A 15,680-nucleotide genomic window follows, 5' to 3' on the forward strand; every position below is an offset into this window, starting at 1 on the left:
AAATTAGCATTGATTCACCATAGCGAAAATGACATTTGTGTCAGTATCGTTTAGGTCTCTGCCAACTATTTGGAGGTGAAGTATGCCTTATATTGCAAATACTGATCGTTACACGGATATGGAATATCGCCTATGTGGTCGCAGCGGGTTAAGGCTCCCACTAATCTCTTTAGGTCTTTGGCACAATTTTGGTGACAACAAATCCCCGGATAACTGCCGAGCCATGTTAAGGTATGCTTTTGACCATGGGATCACCCACTTTGATCTCGCCAATAATTATGGTCCTCCGCCGGGCGCAGCAGAAAGCCTATTTGGACGAATACTCCAACAAGATTTTTTACCTTACCGAGATGAAATGATCATTTCATCAAAAGCTGGCTTTACCATGTGGGATGGCCCTTATGGTGATTGGGGCAGTAAAAAATATTTAATTGCCAGCCTTAATCAAAGCCTAAAACGCATGGGTCTAGATTATGTTGATATTTTTTATCACCATCGCCCAGATCCTGATACTCCTCTTGAAGAAACAATGGGCGCCCTTGATCTGATCGTACGCCAAGGTAAAGCTCTGTATGTTGGGATCTCTAACTATCCTGCCGAGCTTGCAAAAGAAGCGATTGAGATCCTTAACCAATTAGGTACGCCTTGCCTAATCCATCAACCTAGATATTCCATGTTAGTCCGTGATCCAGAAGATGAATTACTTGATGTGCTTGAAGATGAAGGCGTCGGCTCCATAGCTTATTCGCCGCTTGCAGGTGGCATACTTACCGACCGTTACTTAAACGGTATTCCTGCCGATTCAAGGGCGGCAAGCAACCCTTCTCTTCCCCCAGAAAGGCTAACCTCCGCGGTACTCGCTCGGGTGAAAAAACTGAATGAACTTGCTTTGCAAAGAGGCCAAAAATTGAGCCAAATGTCCCTAGCCTGGGTATTACGCCATGATAGGATCACCTCTGTGCTCATTGGTGCAAGTCGAGTTAGCCAAATTGATGACGCTCTCGGTATGATGGCAAACCGCGAATTTACACCTGAAGAGCTAAAAACCATTGAACTTATCTTAGAAGACGCCATTTAAGCGCTTATCCGCTGCTCCTTTGTATTCCGAGTATGAAGTGGCAGCGCCATACCAACTTCCCCCCTCAACACAAAAACAGTGATTAACTGTCTCGTGGCTTCTTTTTTTGCTGATCACAAGTCAATAAATTAATTTAATATTATTTGAAGGAATATATTAAATTAATTCACCATTTAAATAAATAATCTCTTATAAATCAGGATATTTTAAATACAACACATTCTAAAAGCCCACTTTTATTGATAAATAAAAATGAACAAATAAACTGAAATAGCAGTTTGTTTAATTCATTTAACCAAGAGAATATTATATGAAAATAAAACATATCCTTATCGCTTCTCTGTTTACCCCTGCATTATCTTTCGCTTCTCTTCCTCAATATCAACTCCTTGATATGCTAATGGATCCGACCTCAGTATCGGGCCAATACTTTGGCAATGGTGGTAACGGTGGTCATGGCGGAAACGGGGGTAACGGCGGCAATGGTGGTAACGGTGGCAATGGCGGCAACGGTGGTAATGGTCGGTAATTAACTCGTAATCTTATATGATTATTCCCCCCTTCTAAATGGAGGGGGGTCGGAGGAAACTATGCAACGAAAATGGCTTCTCACTATCAGCACGCTATTTTTCTTAACTCCCGCAATATCAAGCCATTCACTCAGTTACAACAATCCACTACACAGCACAACGCCACCACATGCGATTTCGAGTGAGCACAATATCTTTTATGTGAATCATGGTGGAAATGGAGGTAATGGTGCCAACGGCGGTAATGGGGGCAATGGACTCAATAATGGTAATGGAGGAGATGGGGGCCATGCACAGCCCGGCAGTAACGGTAATGGTGGTAATGGCGGTAGTGGCGGAATCAATGGCGGGAACGGGGGCCGAGGCGGTAATGGTGACGGCTACGGTAACGGGGGTAATGGCGGTAATGGTACAGGAAATGGTCACGGCGGAAACGGGGGGAATGGGGGTCATGGTGGCAACGGTGGTAACGGCGGTCATGGTTCAGGAAGTGGCAATGGCGGCAACGGTGGAGATGCAGGCCCAGAAGGAGGAAAAGGGGGTAAAGGAGGTCTTGGTGGACCAAATGGTGGCAGAAACGGCCTAGATGGTGCAAGTTCAAATCGCTCTACGCACTAGTCCTCTACTATACCGACTTTCGTGATCTCATCGTGTCATCAATATTTGAATCAATGAACTATTATCATTACGATAAATAGAAACGGAAGCATATCGCTTCCGTTTCATGGATCCAGAAATCGCTATTTAGGTGCACGTTCCATTAAGAAAGCCCTTAGCTTCGCAAAATCCGACGGCAAAAAGTGTGATAGCAGAGGTAGCTCAGCACGCTCAGCTAAAGCTTCTGGTAGAGGAAGTTGTTTATTCAAAATCGCCTCTACACTCTCTTTAAACTTAGCGGGATGCGCCGTTCCTAAGAACAAACCATACTCACCATCTTGTAATTGATCGCGTAAAACACGGTAAGCGACAGCTGCGTGCGGCTCAGATACATACCCTTTTTTATCTAACTCACGCACCGTTTCTTTAGTCACCTCATCGGTCACCGCTCCATAACCAAGCTCTTTCAGAGACCACCCTTTACGACGGAATAGCTCCTCAATACGCGGCCAGTTATTAGGTTGGCTCACATCCATCGCATTCGATAAAGTCGCAACGGTTTGATGTGGTTTCCACTCCCCACCTTCAAGGTAACGAGGAACCGTATCATTGACGTTAGTTGCAGCAATAAAGCGTTTAATCGGTAAGCCCAGCGATTTAGCAAGTAAGCCCGCAGTTAAATCACCAAAATTACCACTTGGAACAGAAATAACGAGTTGCTCACGCTTCTCAGCAGGGATTTGAGCAACCGCTTCAAAGTAGTAACAAATTTGTGCTAACAAACGGCTAATGTTGATTGAGTTCGCTGAGTTTAAATGCAATGCTTTTTTCAGCGCCTCATCATCAAAAGATTGTTTGACCAAGGCTTGGCAGGCATCAAAGTCATCTTTGATTGCAACCGTGTGAATGTTTTCACCTAGGGTACAAAAGAGCTTTTCTTGTAGTGGGCTGATCTTACCTTCTGGATAGAGAATAACCACTTGCACATTATTTAAACGGTAAAATGCGTGTGCAACCGCCGCCCCTGTATCCCCAGAGGTTGCAGTTAAAATAGTCACAGGCTGGTCACCAGCAACTTGGGCAAGTGCTTGAGCCATAAAACGGCCACCAAAGTCTTTAAAGGCGAGTGTTGGACCATGGTATAGCTCTAGTGTCGCTACATCTTGCTCAACTTGAGTAACAGGAGCAGGGAATGCAAAAGCTTCTTTGACGCGAGCCGCCAGCTCAGCTTCAGGGATCTCATCACCAATAAATGCCGTTAAAATACGGCTACTACGAGTGACAAAATCCAGTTTTAGTAGCTCATCAATTTCAGCAGCGCTAAACTCTGGCAAATCTTGCGGGAAGAATAGACCTTGTTGTTTGCCCAATCCCTGTTTTACTGCCTGTGCGAAGCTCACTTGCTCGCTATTATCTTTCAAGTTATACAGTTTCATTGTTTACCCTATTGTCCTTGCCCCTGTGAGATCCAAACGGCAGATATGCACAAAGCCTTCATCATTTTGAACATAATGTTGTTGTAGATAATCGGCCATTTTTTCAGCGATTTGTTTATCATCACAAATGGCAAATAGTGTCGGCCCAGAACCAGAAATACCACATGCAAGTGCACCAATTTCATAAGCATTCTTACGCGCCTCGGCAAACCCAGGAAGTAGCTGTGTTCGATAAGGTTCAGCTACGACATCTTGGATCATAGTCGCAGCAAGCTTTGGTTGGCCTGTATGGCAAGCATGGATAAAGCCCGATAAATAACGCCCATGATTAACAATATCATGGCGCGGATAACTATTTGGCAAAATAGCTCGCGCTTCCGCGGTAGAAACCTTGATCCCCGGATACGCCATCACCCAATACCAATTCTCGAAAGCGGGAACAGGTTGAGAAATAATTCCGTTTTGCTCAATAATCAGTTGTAAGCCACCTAGGTAACAAGGAGCCACATTATCGTAATGTACACTGCCTGAAATACGCCCTTCTAGCTCCCCCATCATACTTAATAACGTGGTCTCATCAAAAGGCTGACCGGCAAACTCATTCAGTGCCATCAGTGCCGCAACAACAGAACATGCACTGGAGCCAAGCCCTGAACCAATAGGCATGTTTTTTTCGAGAGTCATCGCAACATTAAGCGGTTTACCAAAGCGTTCGCAAAACAGTTCCCAACATTGGTAAACAATATTATGTTCATTTTTTTTCGGTAATTTTGCGACAAAGCGGCCTTTATTCGTCAAAGAAAAGCTCTCAGCCGCTTCAACAGTGACACAATCCCCTAACAGCGTTCCATCTGCTGGCGATACCGCCGCGCCTAAGACATCAAACCCGACACTAACATTACCAATTGAAGCGGGCGCATAAACTTTAATCACTTATTAGACTCCCAATTTCCATGATAGAGTACGCAACATATCTGCAAATACGCCGGCTGCGGTAACATCATTACCTGCTCCATAGCCCCTGAGTACTAAAGGAATTGGCTGGTAATAGCGCGTATAGAAAGCCAATGCGTTTTCGCCATTTTTGACCTTGAAGAGCGGATCATTGCCATCAACCGCAACGATTTTCACTTGGCAGCGTCCTTCTTCTATCAATCCGACATAGCGTAACACTTTTTCTTCTGCTTCTGCTGCTTTTATACGCTCTGCAAACGGCTGATCAAGTTGCGGTAAGCGAGCCATAAATTCAGTCACATCGCCACTGCTATCAAACTCCGCAGGTAATACGGGTTCGATTTCAATATCTTCTAGCTCTAATTCATAGCCGGCTTCACGCGCGAGGATCAACAGCTTACGTGCGACATCCATGCCTGACAAATCATCGCGAGGATCTGGCTCGGTAAACCCTTTCTCTTTAGCTAGAGCCGTCGCTTCAGATAAAGACATCCCTTCGTCGAGTTTGCCAAAAATAAAGGAGAGTGATCCAGAAAGAATACCGCTAAAGTGAACTAGCTCATCACCCGCATTCAGGAGATTCTGTAAGTTTTCAATCACAGGCAACCCCGCACCAACGTTAGTGTCATAAAGGAACTTACGTTTTGATACTTCACACGCGGAGCGTAATTGGCGGTAATACTCCATTGATAAGGTGTTAGCTTTTTTGTTAGGTGTCACAACGTTAAAGCCGTCTTTTAAGAAACTGACATACTGCTGGGCAATTTCTTGGTTAGAAGTACAATCGATGATCACTGGATTGAGAAAGTGATATTCACGCTCCAATCTGATCAAGCGGCTCAGGCTAAACGGCTCGGTCGCTTGCGCCAACTCTTCTTTCCAATTATCAAGAGAGATGCCTTGCATATTCGTCAACATTGCTCGTGAGTTGGCGATCCCACAAACGCGTAAATCGATATGCTTTTGTTTCAGCCATTGCTGTTGACGATGGATTTGCTCAATCAGTGCGTTTCCTACCCCACCCACACCGATAATGAAGGCTTCAATGACTTGCTCAGCATTGAATAGCATTTGATGGCATAAACGAACCGCCGTGGTTGCTGCTTCATTGGCAATGACTGCCGAAATTGAACGTTCAGACGAACCTTGGGCAATCGCCACGATATTGATATTACCGCGTGTTAATGCCGAGAAGAAACGCGCTGAAATCCCTTTTAGAGTACGCATGCCGTCGCCAACGACCGAAATAATGGCTAACTGCTCCATGACATCAAGAGGGTCTAAGACGCCATCTTTTAATTCTAAATAGAATTCTTCTTCCAAGGCAGCACGTGCACGTACTAATTCCCCTTGAGGCACACAGAAGCTAATGCTGTATTCCGATGATGACTGCGTAATAAGTACAACCGAGATCCCCTTACGTGACATCACAGAGAAGATACGTGCGGCCATACCAACCATTCCTTTCATGCCGGGGCCTGAAACGTTGATCATCGCCATGTTATTCAGGTTGGTGATCCCTTTAACAGGGGTGCTGTCATCTGTTTGTCCATCCCCGATCAATGTACCCGGAGCACTGAGGTTAGTGGTGTTTTTGATAAGGCAAGGAATTTGGAATTGTGCGATTGGTGCTATGGTGCGCGGGTGCAGTACTTTTGCACCAAAGTAGGATAACTCCATCGCCTCTTGATAGGACATCCCTTTTAATAGGCGTGCATCAGGCACTAAACGTGGGTCACAAGTATATACCCCATCCACATCGGTCCAAATTTCGCAGCATTCAGCACGTAAACAAGCCGCTAATACTGCCGCGGAATAATCGGAGCCGTTACGCCCTAATACGACCAATTCGCCTTTATCATTCCCCGCAGTAAAACCCGCCATTAATACAAAGTGGTCTTTAGGGATGTTTAATTCCTTAATACGTTTAGTTGACTCATTAATATCAACAGTGGACTCAAGATAATGACCGACGGCTAATAAATTTTCGACAGGATTAATCACCGTGACTTTGTGCCCGCGTGCTGTTAGCACAGACTCCATAATGGCAATAGAGAGTTTTTCACCACGGCAAATAATTGAGGCGTTAATGCTATCAGGGCATTGGCCTAGAAGAGTAATACCATGCAGTACTTGTTTGATCTGTGCGAATTCTTGTTCAGTGAGTTTTTTCAGTCTATCGTAATCAAAACCGGGTTGTTTTTCTTTTAATCCTTTTAATAAGTTCGCAAAAATCATTTCTGCATCATTCACATGCGTGATGACATCCTGACCTGCAACCGTTTTATCAATCATTGCGACCAAATGGTTAGTGATTTTTGCTGGTGCAGATAGCACCAACGCCACTTGCCCATCGGCCAATTTACTTTCAGCGATGTCAGCAACATTCAGTACTCGTTCGTCATTTGCAACCGAAGTACCGCCAAATTTAAGCACACGCATGGTATTTCTCTCCTGATTTAACACCAAAAAAAAGCCCACATCTGATTGGATGCGGGCTTTTTCGTTTTTTATTTTTTGGATGCGTCAGCCCGCCCCGTTTCCTGTGGTTACGGTGGTGGTAATAATAATCGTAGTCAGGCTGATGTTACGCATAGATTTCTGTCTGTCTCTTGATTCGTTACTTGCTCCCTATACGGTTAAAGCAATTGCCCAAAAATGTCAAATTTATTTGCAAAAAAAGCCCGTTATTCAAAGCGTGACCTATCAAAAATTATCCTATTTTCTCAACAAAATTTAATCACAAATGAATAGGCCTCACAATTTGCTAATTTAAAAAACCAAAAAATTAACAATTGTCAGATTAAAATATCCATAAACTTTTTTTTAGCGTTAGCTTGAATAGTTGGCCATTTTTCACCCAAACGCATCGTTTGAGTAAACAAAGAATAAAAAACTTTTACTCTTTATCTGATAGTTAAACAGCCATTGAATCGGTAAGATTTTCTTCCTAACAAATTTTGTTAACGTGCTACAATTGATTTTGATATGTATCAACAAAAGTTATTTTTTTAGGTGGTAAATGCAGTATTAGCTGTTATATTGCTGTTAACAGCCCAACGTTGGGAAGGTGCCTAAATTTTGATTCAATTTAGAATCTGATGACGATAGAGGCGACAAAATAACCTTGACTCGAAAACATATTTATAACCCATAGACGCGTCGTTCCAGTAAAATAAAATCAAAACCACCTAATTTGGAAGCGGCTTATGAGTTCACAATTTTATTTTAAAACTTTAGGTAGCAAATATGCAGACCCCACACATTTTAATTGTTGAAGATGAGATTGTCACACGCAATACGCTGAAAAGTATCTTTGAGGCTGAAGGCTATGTAGTTCACGAAGCCACTGATGGCGAAGAGATGCACAATGTTCTGTCCGAGCATGACATCAACCTCGTTATCATGGATATTAACCTACCCGGTAAAAACGGCCTTCTCCTTGCGCGTGAATTACGTGAGCAAGAAAGTATTGCACTGATGTTCCTAACAGGCCGTGATAATGAGGTGGATAAGATCCTTGGCCTAGAAATTGGTGCGGATGATTATATCACCAAGCCATTTAACCCTCGCGAGCTGACTATCCGTGCACGCAACCTGCTATCTCGTACTATGAATTTAGCTGGTGGCACTGAAGAGCGCCGTTTAGTCGAAAGCTATAAATTTAATGGTTGGGAGCTCGACATCAACAGTCGCTCACTGATCAGCCCTGCTGGCGAACACTACAAATTACCTCGTAGCGAATTCCGCGCTATGCTACATTTTTGTGAGAACCCGGGCAAAATCCAAACTCGCGCCGATTTGTTGAAGAAAATGACAGGCCGTGAGCTTAAGCCTCATGATAGAACGGTCGACGTCACTATCCGTCGTATTCGTAAACATTTCGAATCAACGCCTGATACCCCAGAAATCATCGCAACAATCCACGGTGAGGGTTATCGCTTTTGTGGTGATCTCGACGAATAATCCCGCCATCGTTCGATAAAGACCGATGAATAAATAACCCCCAATAATTCCATTATTGGGGGTTATTTTATGCGGGAAGAGCCCCTGTAGACCCACTTAAAGACTTACCATGGCATAATAGGTACAGCGCTTAGTGCATTCTTCGGTGAGCCATCAATCATCTTGTCTGAATAAGTCAAATAAACAAGCGCATTGCGTTTGGGATCATAAAAACGTACTACCTGCAACTTTTTGAATACTAATGAAGTCCGTTTTTGGAAAACAACGTGCGGTTTTTTCGGTGAACGTTTGATCCGTTCATTCAGTTCAATCGGACCAACTTGTTGGCAAGATATCGCCGCATCAGAAGTATCTTCTGCTAAACCAAGCCCACCTTTAATCCCCCCCGTCTTCGAACGGCTTAAGTAGCAGGTCACATTTTCAACATCGGGATCATCAAAAGCTTCAACAACAATTTTATGGTCAGGGCCAAATACTTTAAAAACGGTATCTACCGAGCCAATTTCTTCCGCAAACGTCGCAAAGGGTAATGCAGACAACAGTGATGCCAATACGATCTTTTTCAACTTGCAAAAATGCATACAAATTTCCTTTTCAACCAGAAGACTTAGCCTCTTTGTTATATACTTTTTAAACAATTCGAGTGACATTTCAGCCATTATTAACCATAAGGCAGCCTGAAATATGACAAGTATAAAAGAAGTTAATCATTTTCTTTACAACTAAATGGTAAATACAACTCTTTTACTATAAACGAAAAAGGTAACTTGATATAGAATAGGCGTTCCTTGATAACCTATATCTGTTTTTTAAGTCTTATTGACTAGGGATATACATGGATCAAACAAATATTATTCGTGACCTTCTTCGCTGGATCGATGATAACCTAGATAAACCTCTATCACTCGATAATGTTGCGGCAAAAGCTGGCTACTCCAAATGGCATTTACAACGGATGTTCAAAGAGGTGACTGACCAAGCAATTGGCGCCTATATTCGTGCTCGACGGCTATCTCGCGCTGCTGTAGCTTTACGACTAACCAGCCGTCCGATTCTTGATATCGCGTTACAATATCGCTTTGACTCACAGCAAACTTTTACCCGCGCGTTTAAGAAACAATTTAACATCACCCCTGCTTACTATCGTCGTAGCGATGAGTGGTGTGCCACGGGTATTTGTCCACCTATTATTTTAGATGAACATAAACATTTAGATTATGAGTTCGTCGAGATGCAGGAGCAGCCTTTAGTGGGGCTTGAGCAAAGCTGTTCTTATGCGCTAGAAGAGTGGTCAACCGCCTGTTCACAGATGCGCCAAACTTTCTGGCACTACTATTTAGAACATACAACCTCAATTGCCTCTGAGGTCTTCGGCTTACACCACGCGATTCATAACGCCGATAAAGAAGATGAGCAGACGGTGTTCTATACCACCGCAGTAAAACCTGAAGATGCAAGTTTTAACAATGCAGAATATAGCCATCTCACTATTCCCGCTGGAGAATATGTGAAGTTTAGCTTTAGCGGTGAAGCAACGCGCGCAGCAATGCAAGAGTTCTTATATCAGATTTATGGCGTCTATCTGCCTAAGCTCAATATCACGCGCCGACCTGGCTATGATATCGAACACTATAAACTCAAAAATGTTGAGTTACGTCATATAGACCATAAAAATGATGACCCGAAATCGCATGTTGCGGCCTTTGATTACTATGTGCCGATAAAACGTTAATAATTTGGAGTTTCAATGGCTCGTTATCTTTCCAAGCTGTGGCATCATGGACTGTCCTAGCTAGCCGAGTCACATATTATTTATGTTCCCGACTATCTCCGTTAGTCTCCTAGCTGCAACTCGAATAAGTTAGAATCTATCATTGTTGGAACTCCAAATTTACACGGTCTCAACTACGCTTGCTGTTCATCTAACGCAGGCTGAGTAAGGTGGGTAACCTCACCAGTACTTTCAACGATCCAACCATTTGCGAGCCAAGGGCTGTTTTGGTAATCCACGCGTGAAATTGAGCAATTACGTAAGCGCAAGCGGCGTTCTGAATAAGCAGGAACCCCTAAAATACGGCTAACTAGCGTACTTAATGCGATCCCGTGGCTGACTAAAAGTGGTCGACTCCCTTTTGGTAGATCGAGGCAACTGTTGAGAGCGGCATACATGCGCTGATACAGCTCTTCCATCGATTCACCGTTTGGAATACGCCCGCCTTCTGTGCCATCAATAAGGCTTTTACGCCACTGCTCTTCTTGCTCTGTCAGGCTTTCTATTTCGCGCTGTTCCAGAACCCCCATATTTAATTCACGAAGACGAGGTTCTATGATAATTTCACAACGGCAAACATCCGCAATTATTTGTGCAGTTTCACGTGTGCGTCCCATATCACTAGTGATAATATGAGTAATGCCTTCTGATTTCATCCTTTCGGCAACTTGCCTTGCTTGCAGACGTCCAGTGGCCGTGAGTGGGCTATCAGATTGGCCCTGTATACGACGTGCCACGTTCCATTCGGTTTCACCGTGGCGAACAAGATAAACCTGTAACATAGATGTGTTCCGTTATTACTTTGCGAAATATGTGTTCAAAGGAAAATAATTAATGTACCAAGTTATAGCTGCAACGACTAATCCTGCCAAAATTAAAGCGATTCATCTTGCTTTCGATGCTGTTTTTGGGCCAGGCACTTATCAAGTAGAAGATATTAACGTTGATAGCAGCGTTCCACAGCAACCTATCGGTAATAATGAAACCCGCACAGGCGCAAGGCAACGTGTAATGGCATCAAGGCAAGTTCGCCCAGAGGCCGATTTTTGGGTCGGGATTGAAGCTGGCATTGATGAAGATATGACCTTTGCATGGATTGTTATTGAACATAAACAGATCCGTGGTGAATCACGTTCAGCGAGTATCATGATCCCAGAAAAAATCCTTGCGGGTATCCGTGAAGGGCGTGAGCTTGGTGACGAAATGGCAGATTTAACTGGCATCGATAACATCAAACAACAAGGCGGTGCCATCGGCTTTTTTACTAACGGGGTACTAACACGTACCAGTGTCTACCAACAAGCACTGATACTGGCGCTGGTTCCCATTAAGCATGAAATTTATAAAGAGCTAAACCAGATAGAAGATTAATTATAACGAAAAAATAACAATAGGGGCAGTCTTTGCCCCTATTTGTCTATATTAATGACACAAATCACACAATTAACACTGACAACTCATCATCTTGAGTCAGTATGGACTGATGCTCAACTCGGCTCCCTGTCATGGAGTAACGTGTATAGAGTGCTCTGTGTTCAATGAATATGCAGTGGCTATTTTAGCAATTGCGCTTCTAACCACTCTTTTACAGGCTGAGGTGCCGATTTTAAACTATTTGAGCCGCGTGTGATGGTAGCGATACCCACCCCAAGTTCATTTTTTAATTCCCTTTGGCTCATTTCACCACGCATCAACTCTTGCACAATTCTGACTCGAGTCGCAAGCGCCGTTCGTTCATCGGGTGTCAGCAACAATTGTAATATGGGATGTTGTAAGTCTTGCTCAAACGCAAGCTGTAGCAATTTAACAAAGCGTTGCCAATCATCGTTCTCATCGGTAGTGAGTGCTGGGTCATTCAGGTGATTTGCAGTCATGTTATCCAACCATACTATTTAACTAGTACAAATGATAACACACTATTTGGCAAATCACCTGTAAAACCTACTAATACTTCATTAACCACTCGTTATCGGTCAATACAGGCCCATGTTGCCCCATAAAGTAACGGTAGAATACGTCATAAGAGAGCACATTTTTCACATAGCCTCGTGTTTCTGAAAAAGGAATACTCTCGACAAAGGCAACAGCATCAAGACGACCGCTACTATTACCTAACCAACGCGTGACCCTTGATGGCCCAGCGTTATAAGCCGCACTTGATAGGATACGGTTATTAGAGAACTGCTGATAAACATCATCTAAGTAAGCCGTACCGATTTCAATATTCTTAACTGGGTTCACCAATTGGCTGGTATTGACATAACCATCAATCCCTTGTTTCTGTACCGTATGCTTCGCCGTCGCTGGCATGAGCTGCATTAGCCCCGTCGCCCCAACAGGGGATTTGGCTTGTGGGTTCCATGCACTCTCTTGACGAGCAATCGCCATGGCATAACTTTTAGAAATCGTTTTACCTTTTGTGTAGTGTTCAAACTCTTTTTCCCACGCTAATGGGAAACGTTCTTCTAAATGATTCCACAACTTCGCTTGGATAGTTGCTTGCACACTTAAATCCGCCCAATTGTTATCAAACGCATAACGGGCAAGCTGCTCTTGCTGATTTGGTGGTAGTGAAGCGACTAAACTTACCCATTCGGTACGAGCAAGATTGTCCATTTCCCAATACATTAATTCACGTACACGCTGGATTTCTGCTAACTTATCTAGCTGTTGGCTATCCGGTTTTTCAGCCGTTTTAATATACAGAGGGTATTCCGTGTTTAATTTTTGTGCTGCCACCATTGGGTAGAAGCCTCTGCCCTCGATGAGTTTGCGTAGAATAGCTTCACCTTCTGCTTTTTTGCCTTCATTCATTAAGGTGATGGCCTGCCAATATTGCCACTCATCTTTATGCCGTGCATCAGCGGGAAGCTGTTTCAGCCATTTTGCTACTCCTGCTTTATCCCCAGCACCAAGTGCTAAGCGAATACGGCGCTCTTTTAGGGCTGTTGAATCAGTTTCACTGATCACCTCATCGCGCCAGTTTTCTTGCTCAGGTGTGACCGCCCCCATATATTGCCAAGCAACACTATCTTTTAATTTTTGAGTTTCGGCAAAATTCATTTTTTGCGCGTTACTGATCCCCTTTAACGCGGCTCGTGCCTGATCTGGCGATTGGCGCGCATAACGGCTAAATGCAGCTATCGTGGCTTGACGTGAAAAATCGGTCGGTGTCATCGTCTTAGCAAAAGTGGTAACCGATGCAGGATCATTTTGCAGCTTCACTAATGCATCACCAATCGTCCTATAACTTGGTGGCAGACGCTTCGCTAAATAGGTAGCCATTGAGGTATTACCTGCATCAATGGCAAGGTGGATCCGTTCAAGGATCATTTCCGGTGTTAAATGGCCGGCTTTTTCCCACTCATTAAACAATTTATCGCAAGCGGCAGGCATTGAACGCCCATTAAGCCAAGATTTCTCCGCCCCTTGCCAAGCGAGCGTTTTATTGCCTGTAGCCCAATTAGCATAGAAATAGTTACATTTCGCCTCCGCAGGCATAGGCTCTTTAGGGCTGAATGCCAGCAAAGATTGCCACTCTTGGCGACGAGCAAGTTCATTCACAAAGCGATTTTTTAACGTTTTTGCGACTGGTAATGTCGGGTGAGCGTCAATAAATGCTTGTACTTGACTCGGCGAAATAATATCGAGGTCTTGCGTTAACTCTCGATATTCTAAATAAGGGTACAATGGATACGTTTGTAATGTCGGCAATAAACGTTCAACTTCATCCATTTGCTTGGCATCCCAAGCTTGTTTGATGGCTTGATAACGCTCTCGTTGAGCCTGTAAAGAGTCTGCCCATACCGTCGTCGATACCAACATCATGGCAATCGGCACTGCCATCAAGAATTTTTTCATACTGACTATTTCCCTATTCCCGCGCTGCTCTAAATTTTTCGCTTCTATAACTATACTCGAAATTATTCGAGTTGCATGTAGGTGTTCAGTGAAGTTTTCCCAAAAGACCCCATCAACTCATCGGTTTGAGTCACTAAACACAACTTGTATTGATATGGCCTGAAATATAACGCGTATCAGGTGGATACAACTTTGTTAAACGATTTTTATCAATATAAAATCTTTAGGTTGAAAGCAACAGGAGTGTTCTTGAAATTAACGCCTTGATAGAGAGCAGCCTCTTTCTATACGTCAAAACACCTAGTAAAATAGTGGTTAATCCACCGAATAGACTACGCTGAATCACGTAAAATGATGGATTTGATAATCGTCGGCTTTATGGCACATCGTTGAATAACATGATGAGTTATCTATAAAAATGGTTGTTAAATAGATAAAAATCAGTGAGCCATGTTTATTAATAGGTATGAATGCTTAAATTACTCAATATTGATGTATTATTTTCAGTAAAAATAGACAAATATTGATCTTTACTGTTAAATAATATCAGTGGATGTAAAAACTATTTAATTTTGTCAATATGATGAAGCTCATTTGGAATAATCTAAACTCCCTTTAAAATGAGATATGATATGGATTTCAAAAATTTATTTTTTTCTATTCTTGGGTGCGGATGGGCATATCTTTTAATATACACATTAACAGATATTCACTCTTCTCTTGTATCTCTGCCTTTCCTAATCATATTCTTCATTGTTTTTTATATACTCTCTACAAGGAATAAAAGGATGTTTGCGAAAAAAAGTAAAGATAAAGATAACGTTATCGAAGCGGCAAAAACGCATGAGTTAACGCCCGAAAAAGAAACGGTTGAAATTAAAGAAGAAAAAGTGCTTTCAACACCTTCAGCACGCAAGAGCACTTCTATTTCAAGTAGTTGCAACATTTCCGGTGACCTTGTTTTAGATGAAGACATCCAAATATTCGGTCATATAAAAGGGAGTGTTCGTAGCAATGACGGTATTGTCACGATCCAAAAAGAAGGAGTTGTTGAAGGCGAGATTTATGCTCAAACCATTTCAATCAACGGCATTATGAGAGGCTTATGTGTCTCTGAAAACTTGGATATTCTAGAAAATGGTCAGCTCGATGGGATCTGCCAAACTAAAAACCTAACCATTAAGAAAGGTGGAGTATTCACCGGAACCTCTGAAAGAACAGATAAAAAAATACAGGCCAGTGATGTACAAAGAGAGCTTAAACAGAAAAAACCTGATATCGTTAAGTTAGAATCAGCGCCTATTTCTAATCAATAAAATCTATTTATTTTCAGGCTTTAATGATATTAAAAATTAATTCTATAGTGGTCATCGCTCTGCTATAGAATTAATATCATCTACAACATATTTAGATGTCGATTTATTATGCTAATAATTTGCTAATAATCTATTTTAATCGCTATGTGATTTTTAATATTAATCGCTATT

Annotated in this window: 15 protein-coding genes and 1 other annotated feature; of the genes, 7 read left to right on the plus strand and 8 right to left on the minus strand. The window is 42.7% G+C overall.

The window, feature by feature from the left end:
* Nucleotides 1–82 precede the first annotated feature (82 nt).
* The 3 genes from PR833_RS06470 to PR833_RS06480 all read left to right on the plus strand — a co-directional run bounded on the left by PR833_RS06470 (nt 83) and on the right by PR833_RS06480 (nt 2,226).
* Nucleotides 83–1,078, plus strand: a complete 996-nt coding sequence (locus PR833_RS06470) for an aldo/keto reductase (protein ID WP_004926737.1) — start codon at nt 83–85, stop codon at nt 1,076–1,078.
* 310 nt (nt 1,079–1,388) lie between these two features.
* Nucleotides 1,389–1,607, plus strand: coding sequence for a hypothetical protein (locus PR833_RS06475; protein ID WP_004926727.1), 219 nt, complete (start codon nt 1,389–1,391; stop codon nt 1,605–1,607).
* A 61-nt stretch (nt 1,608–1,668) separates the two neighbouring features.
* Nucleotides 1,669–2,226, plus strand: a complete 558-nt coding sequence (locus tag PR833_RS06480; protein WP_004926724.1) for a hypothetical protein — start codon at nt 1,669–1,671, stop codon at nt 2,224–2,226.
* Nucleotides 2,227–2,348: 122 nt separating this feature from the next.
* On the opposite strand, the gene thrC is transcribed toward PR833_RS06480, so the two are convergent.
* The 4 genes from thrC to thrL form a co-directional block, all read right to left on the minus strand.
* Complete coding sequence (gene thrC, locus PR833_RS06485) at nt 2,349–3,641, minus strand: threonine synthase (RefSeq protein WP_004926722.1); 1,293 nt, start codon at nt 3,639–3,641, stop codon at nt 2,349–2,351.
* Between the two features lie 3 nt (nt 3,642–3,644).
* Nucleotides 3,645–4,574: a homoserine kinase gene (thrB, locus tag PR833_RS06490; RefSeq protein ID WP_004926720.1), complete on the minus strand. Its 930-nt coding sequence runs from the start codon at nt 4,572–4,574 to the stop codon at nt 3,645–3,647.
* Nucleotides 4,575–4,577: 3 nt separating this feature from the next.
* Nucleotides 4,578–7,037: a bifunctional aspartate kinase/homoserine dehydrogenase I gene (thrA, locus tag PR833_RS06495; RefSeq protein ID WP_014656818.1), complete on the minus strand. Its 2,460-nt coding sequence runs from the start codon at nt 7,035–7,037 to the stop codon at nt 4,578–4,580.
* A 24-nt stretch (nt 7,038–7,061) separates the two neighbouring features.
* Nucleotides 7,062–7,183 (minus strand) — a sequence feature (Thr leader region).
* Nucleotides 7,122–7,190 carry a thr operon leader peptide gene (thrL, locus tag PR833_RS20400; protein WP_071599685.1) on the minus strand — a complete coding sequence of 23 codons (69 nt, stop codon included), beginning with the start codon at nt 7,188–7,190 and terminating at the stop codon, nt 7,122–7,124. Its footprint overlaps the feature before it by 62 nt.
* A gap of 654 nt (nt 7,191–7,844) precedes the next feature.
* On the opposite strand from thrL, the gene arcA reads away from it, so the two are divergent.
* Nucleotides 7,845–8,561, plus strand: coding sequence for a two-component system response regulator ArcA (gene arcA, locus PR833_RS06500; RefSeq protein ID WP_004926714.1), 717 nt, complete (start codon nt 7,845–7,847; stop codon nt 8,559–8,561).
* Nucleotides 8,562–8,665: 104 nt separating this feature from the next.
* On the opposite strand, the gene creA is transcribed toward arcA, so the two are convergent.
* On the minus strand, nt 8,666–9,142 hold the full coding sequence (gene creA / locus PR833_RS06505; protein ID WP_014656819.1) for a protein CreA: 477 nt from the start codon (nt 9,140–9,142) through the stop codon (nt 8,666–8,668).
* A 254-nt stretch (nt 9,143–9,396) separates the two neighbouring features.
* Between creA and robA the strand changes: the two genes are divergently transcribed.
* Complete coding sequence (gene robA, locus PR833_RS06510) at nt 9,397–10,293, plus strand: MDR efflux pump AcrAB transcriptional activator RobA (protein WP_004926707.1); 897 nt, start codon at nt 9,397–9,399, stop codon at nt 10,291–10,293.
* Between the two features lie 173 nt (nt 10,294–10,466).
* Here robA and gpmB read toward each other — a convergent pair whose 3' ends face one another.
* On the minus strand, nt 10,467–11,114 hold the full coding sequence (gene gpmB / locus PR833_RS06515) for a 2,3-diphosphoglycerate-dependent phosphoglycerate mutase GpmB (protein WP_004926704.1): 648 nt from the start codon (nt 11,112–11,114) through the stop codon (nt 10,467–10,469).
* A 52-nt stretch (nt 11,115–11,166) separates the two neighbouring features.
* Between gpmB and yjjX the strand changes: the two genes are divergently transcribed.
* Nucleotides 11,167–11,703, plus strand: coding sequence for an inosine/xanthosine triphosphatase (gene yjjX / locus PR833_RS06520; protein WP_004926699.1), 537 nt, complete (start codon nt 11,167–11,169; stop codon nt 11,701–11,703).
* A 182-nt stretch (nt 11,704–11,885) separates the two neighbouring features.
* Here the strand turns inward: yjjX and trpR are convergent, their stop codons facing one another.
* Both trpR and sltY read right to left on the minus strand, forming a co-directional pair.
* On the minus strand, nt 11,886–12,206 hold the full coding sequence (trpR, locus tag PR833_RS06525; RefSeq protein WP_004926695.1) for a trp operon repressor: 321 nt from the start codon (nt 12,204–12,206) through the stop codon (nt 11,886–11,888).
* A 70-nt stretch (nt 12,207–12,276) separates the two neighbouring features.
* Nucleotides 12,277–14,193, minus strand: a complete 1,917-nt coding sequence (gene sltY / locus PR833_RS06530; protein ID WP_036941904.1) for a murein transglycosylase — start codon at nt 14,191–14,193, stop codon at nt 12,277–12,279.
* Nucleotides 14,194–14,981: 788 nt separating this feature from the next.
* Here sltY and PR833_RS06535 point away from each other — a divergent pair.
* A complete protein-coding gene (locus tag PR833_RS06535; protein WP_014656822.1) occupies nt 14,982–15,509 on the plus strand; it encodes a bactofilin family protein in 528 nt (175 codons plus the stop codon).
* The last annotated feature ends 171 nt before the right edge of the window (nt 15,510–15,680 follow it).

The sequence above is a fragment of the Providencia sp. PROV189 genome (assembly GCF_028480065.1).
In the GTDB taxonomy this organism is placed as follows: domain Bacteria; phylum Pseudomonadota; class Gammaproteobacteria; order Enterobacterales; family Enterobacteriaceae; genus Providencia; species Providencia stuartii.

Coding starts and splice junctions, on each gene's coding strand:
- PR833_RS06470 (WP_004926737.1), top strand. CDS start 83: ATGCCTTATATTGCAAATACTGATCGTTACACGGATATGGAATATCGC.
- PR833_RS06475 (WP_004926727.1), top strand. CDS start 1,389: ATGAAAATAAAACATATCCTTATCGCTTCTCTGTTTACCCCTGCATTA.
- PR833_RS06480 (WP_004926724.1), top strand. CDS start 1,669: ATGCAACGAAAATGGCTTCTCACTATCAGCACGCTATTTTTCTTAACT.
- thrC (WP_004926722.1), bottom strand. CDS start 3,641: ATGAAACTGTATAACTTGAAAGATAATAGCGAGCAAGTGAGCTTCGCA.
- thrA (WP_014656818.1), bottom strand. CDS start 7,037: ATGCGTGTGCTTAAATTTGGCGGTACTTCGGTTGCAAATGACGAACGA.
- arcA (WP_004926714.1), top strand. CDS start 7,845: ATGCAGACCCCACACATTTTAATTGTTGAAGATGAGATTGTCACACGC.
- creA (WP_014656819.1), bottom strand. CDS start 9,142: ATGCATTTTTGCAAGTTGAAAAAGATCGTATTGGCATCACTGTTGTCT.
- robA (WP_004926707.1), top strand. CDS start 9,397: ATGGATCAAACAAATATTATTCGTGACCTTCTTCGCTGGATCGATGAT.
- gpmB (WP_004926704.1), bottom strand. CDS start 11,114: ATGTTACAGGTTTATCTTGTTCGCCACGGTGAAACCGAATGGAACGTG.
- yjjX (WP_004926699.1), top strand. CDS start 11,167: ATGTACCAAGTTATAGCTGCAACGACTAATCCTGCCAAAATTAAAGCG.
- trpR (WP_004926695.1), bottom strand. CDS start 12,206: ATGACTGCAAATCACCTGAATGACCCAGCACTCACTACCGATGAGAAC.
- sltY (WP_036941904.1), bottom strand. CDS start 14,193: ATGAAAAAATTCTTGATGGCAGTGCCGATTGCCATGATGTTGGTATCG.
- PR833_RS06535 (WP_014656822.1), top strand. CDS start 14,982: ATGTTTGCGAAAAAAAGTAAAGATAAAGATAACGTTATCGAAGCGGCA.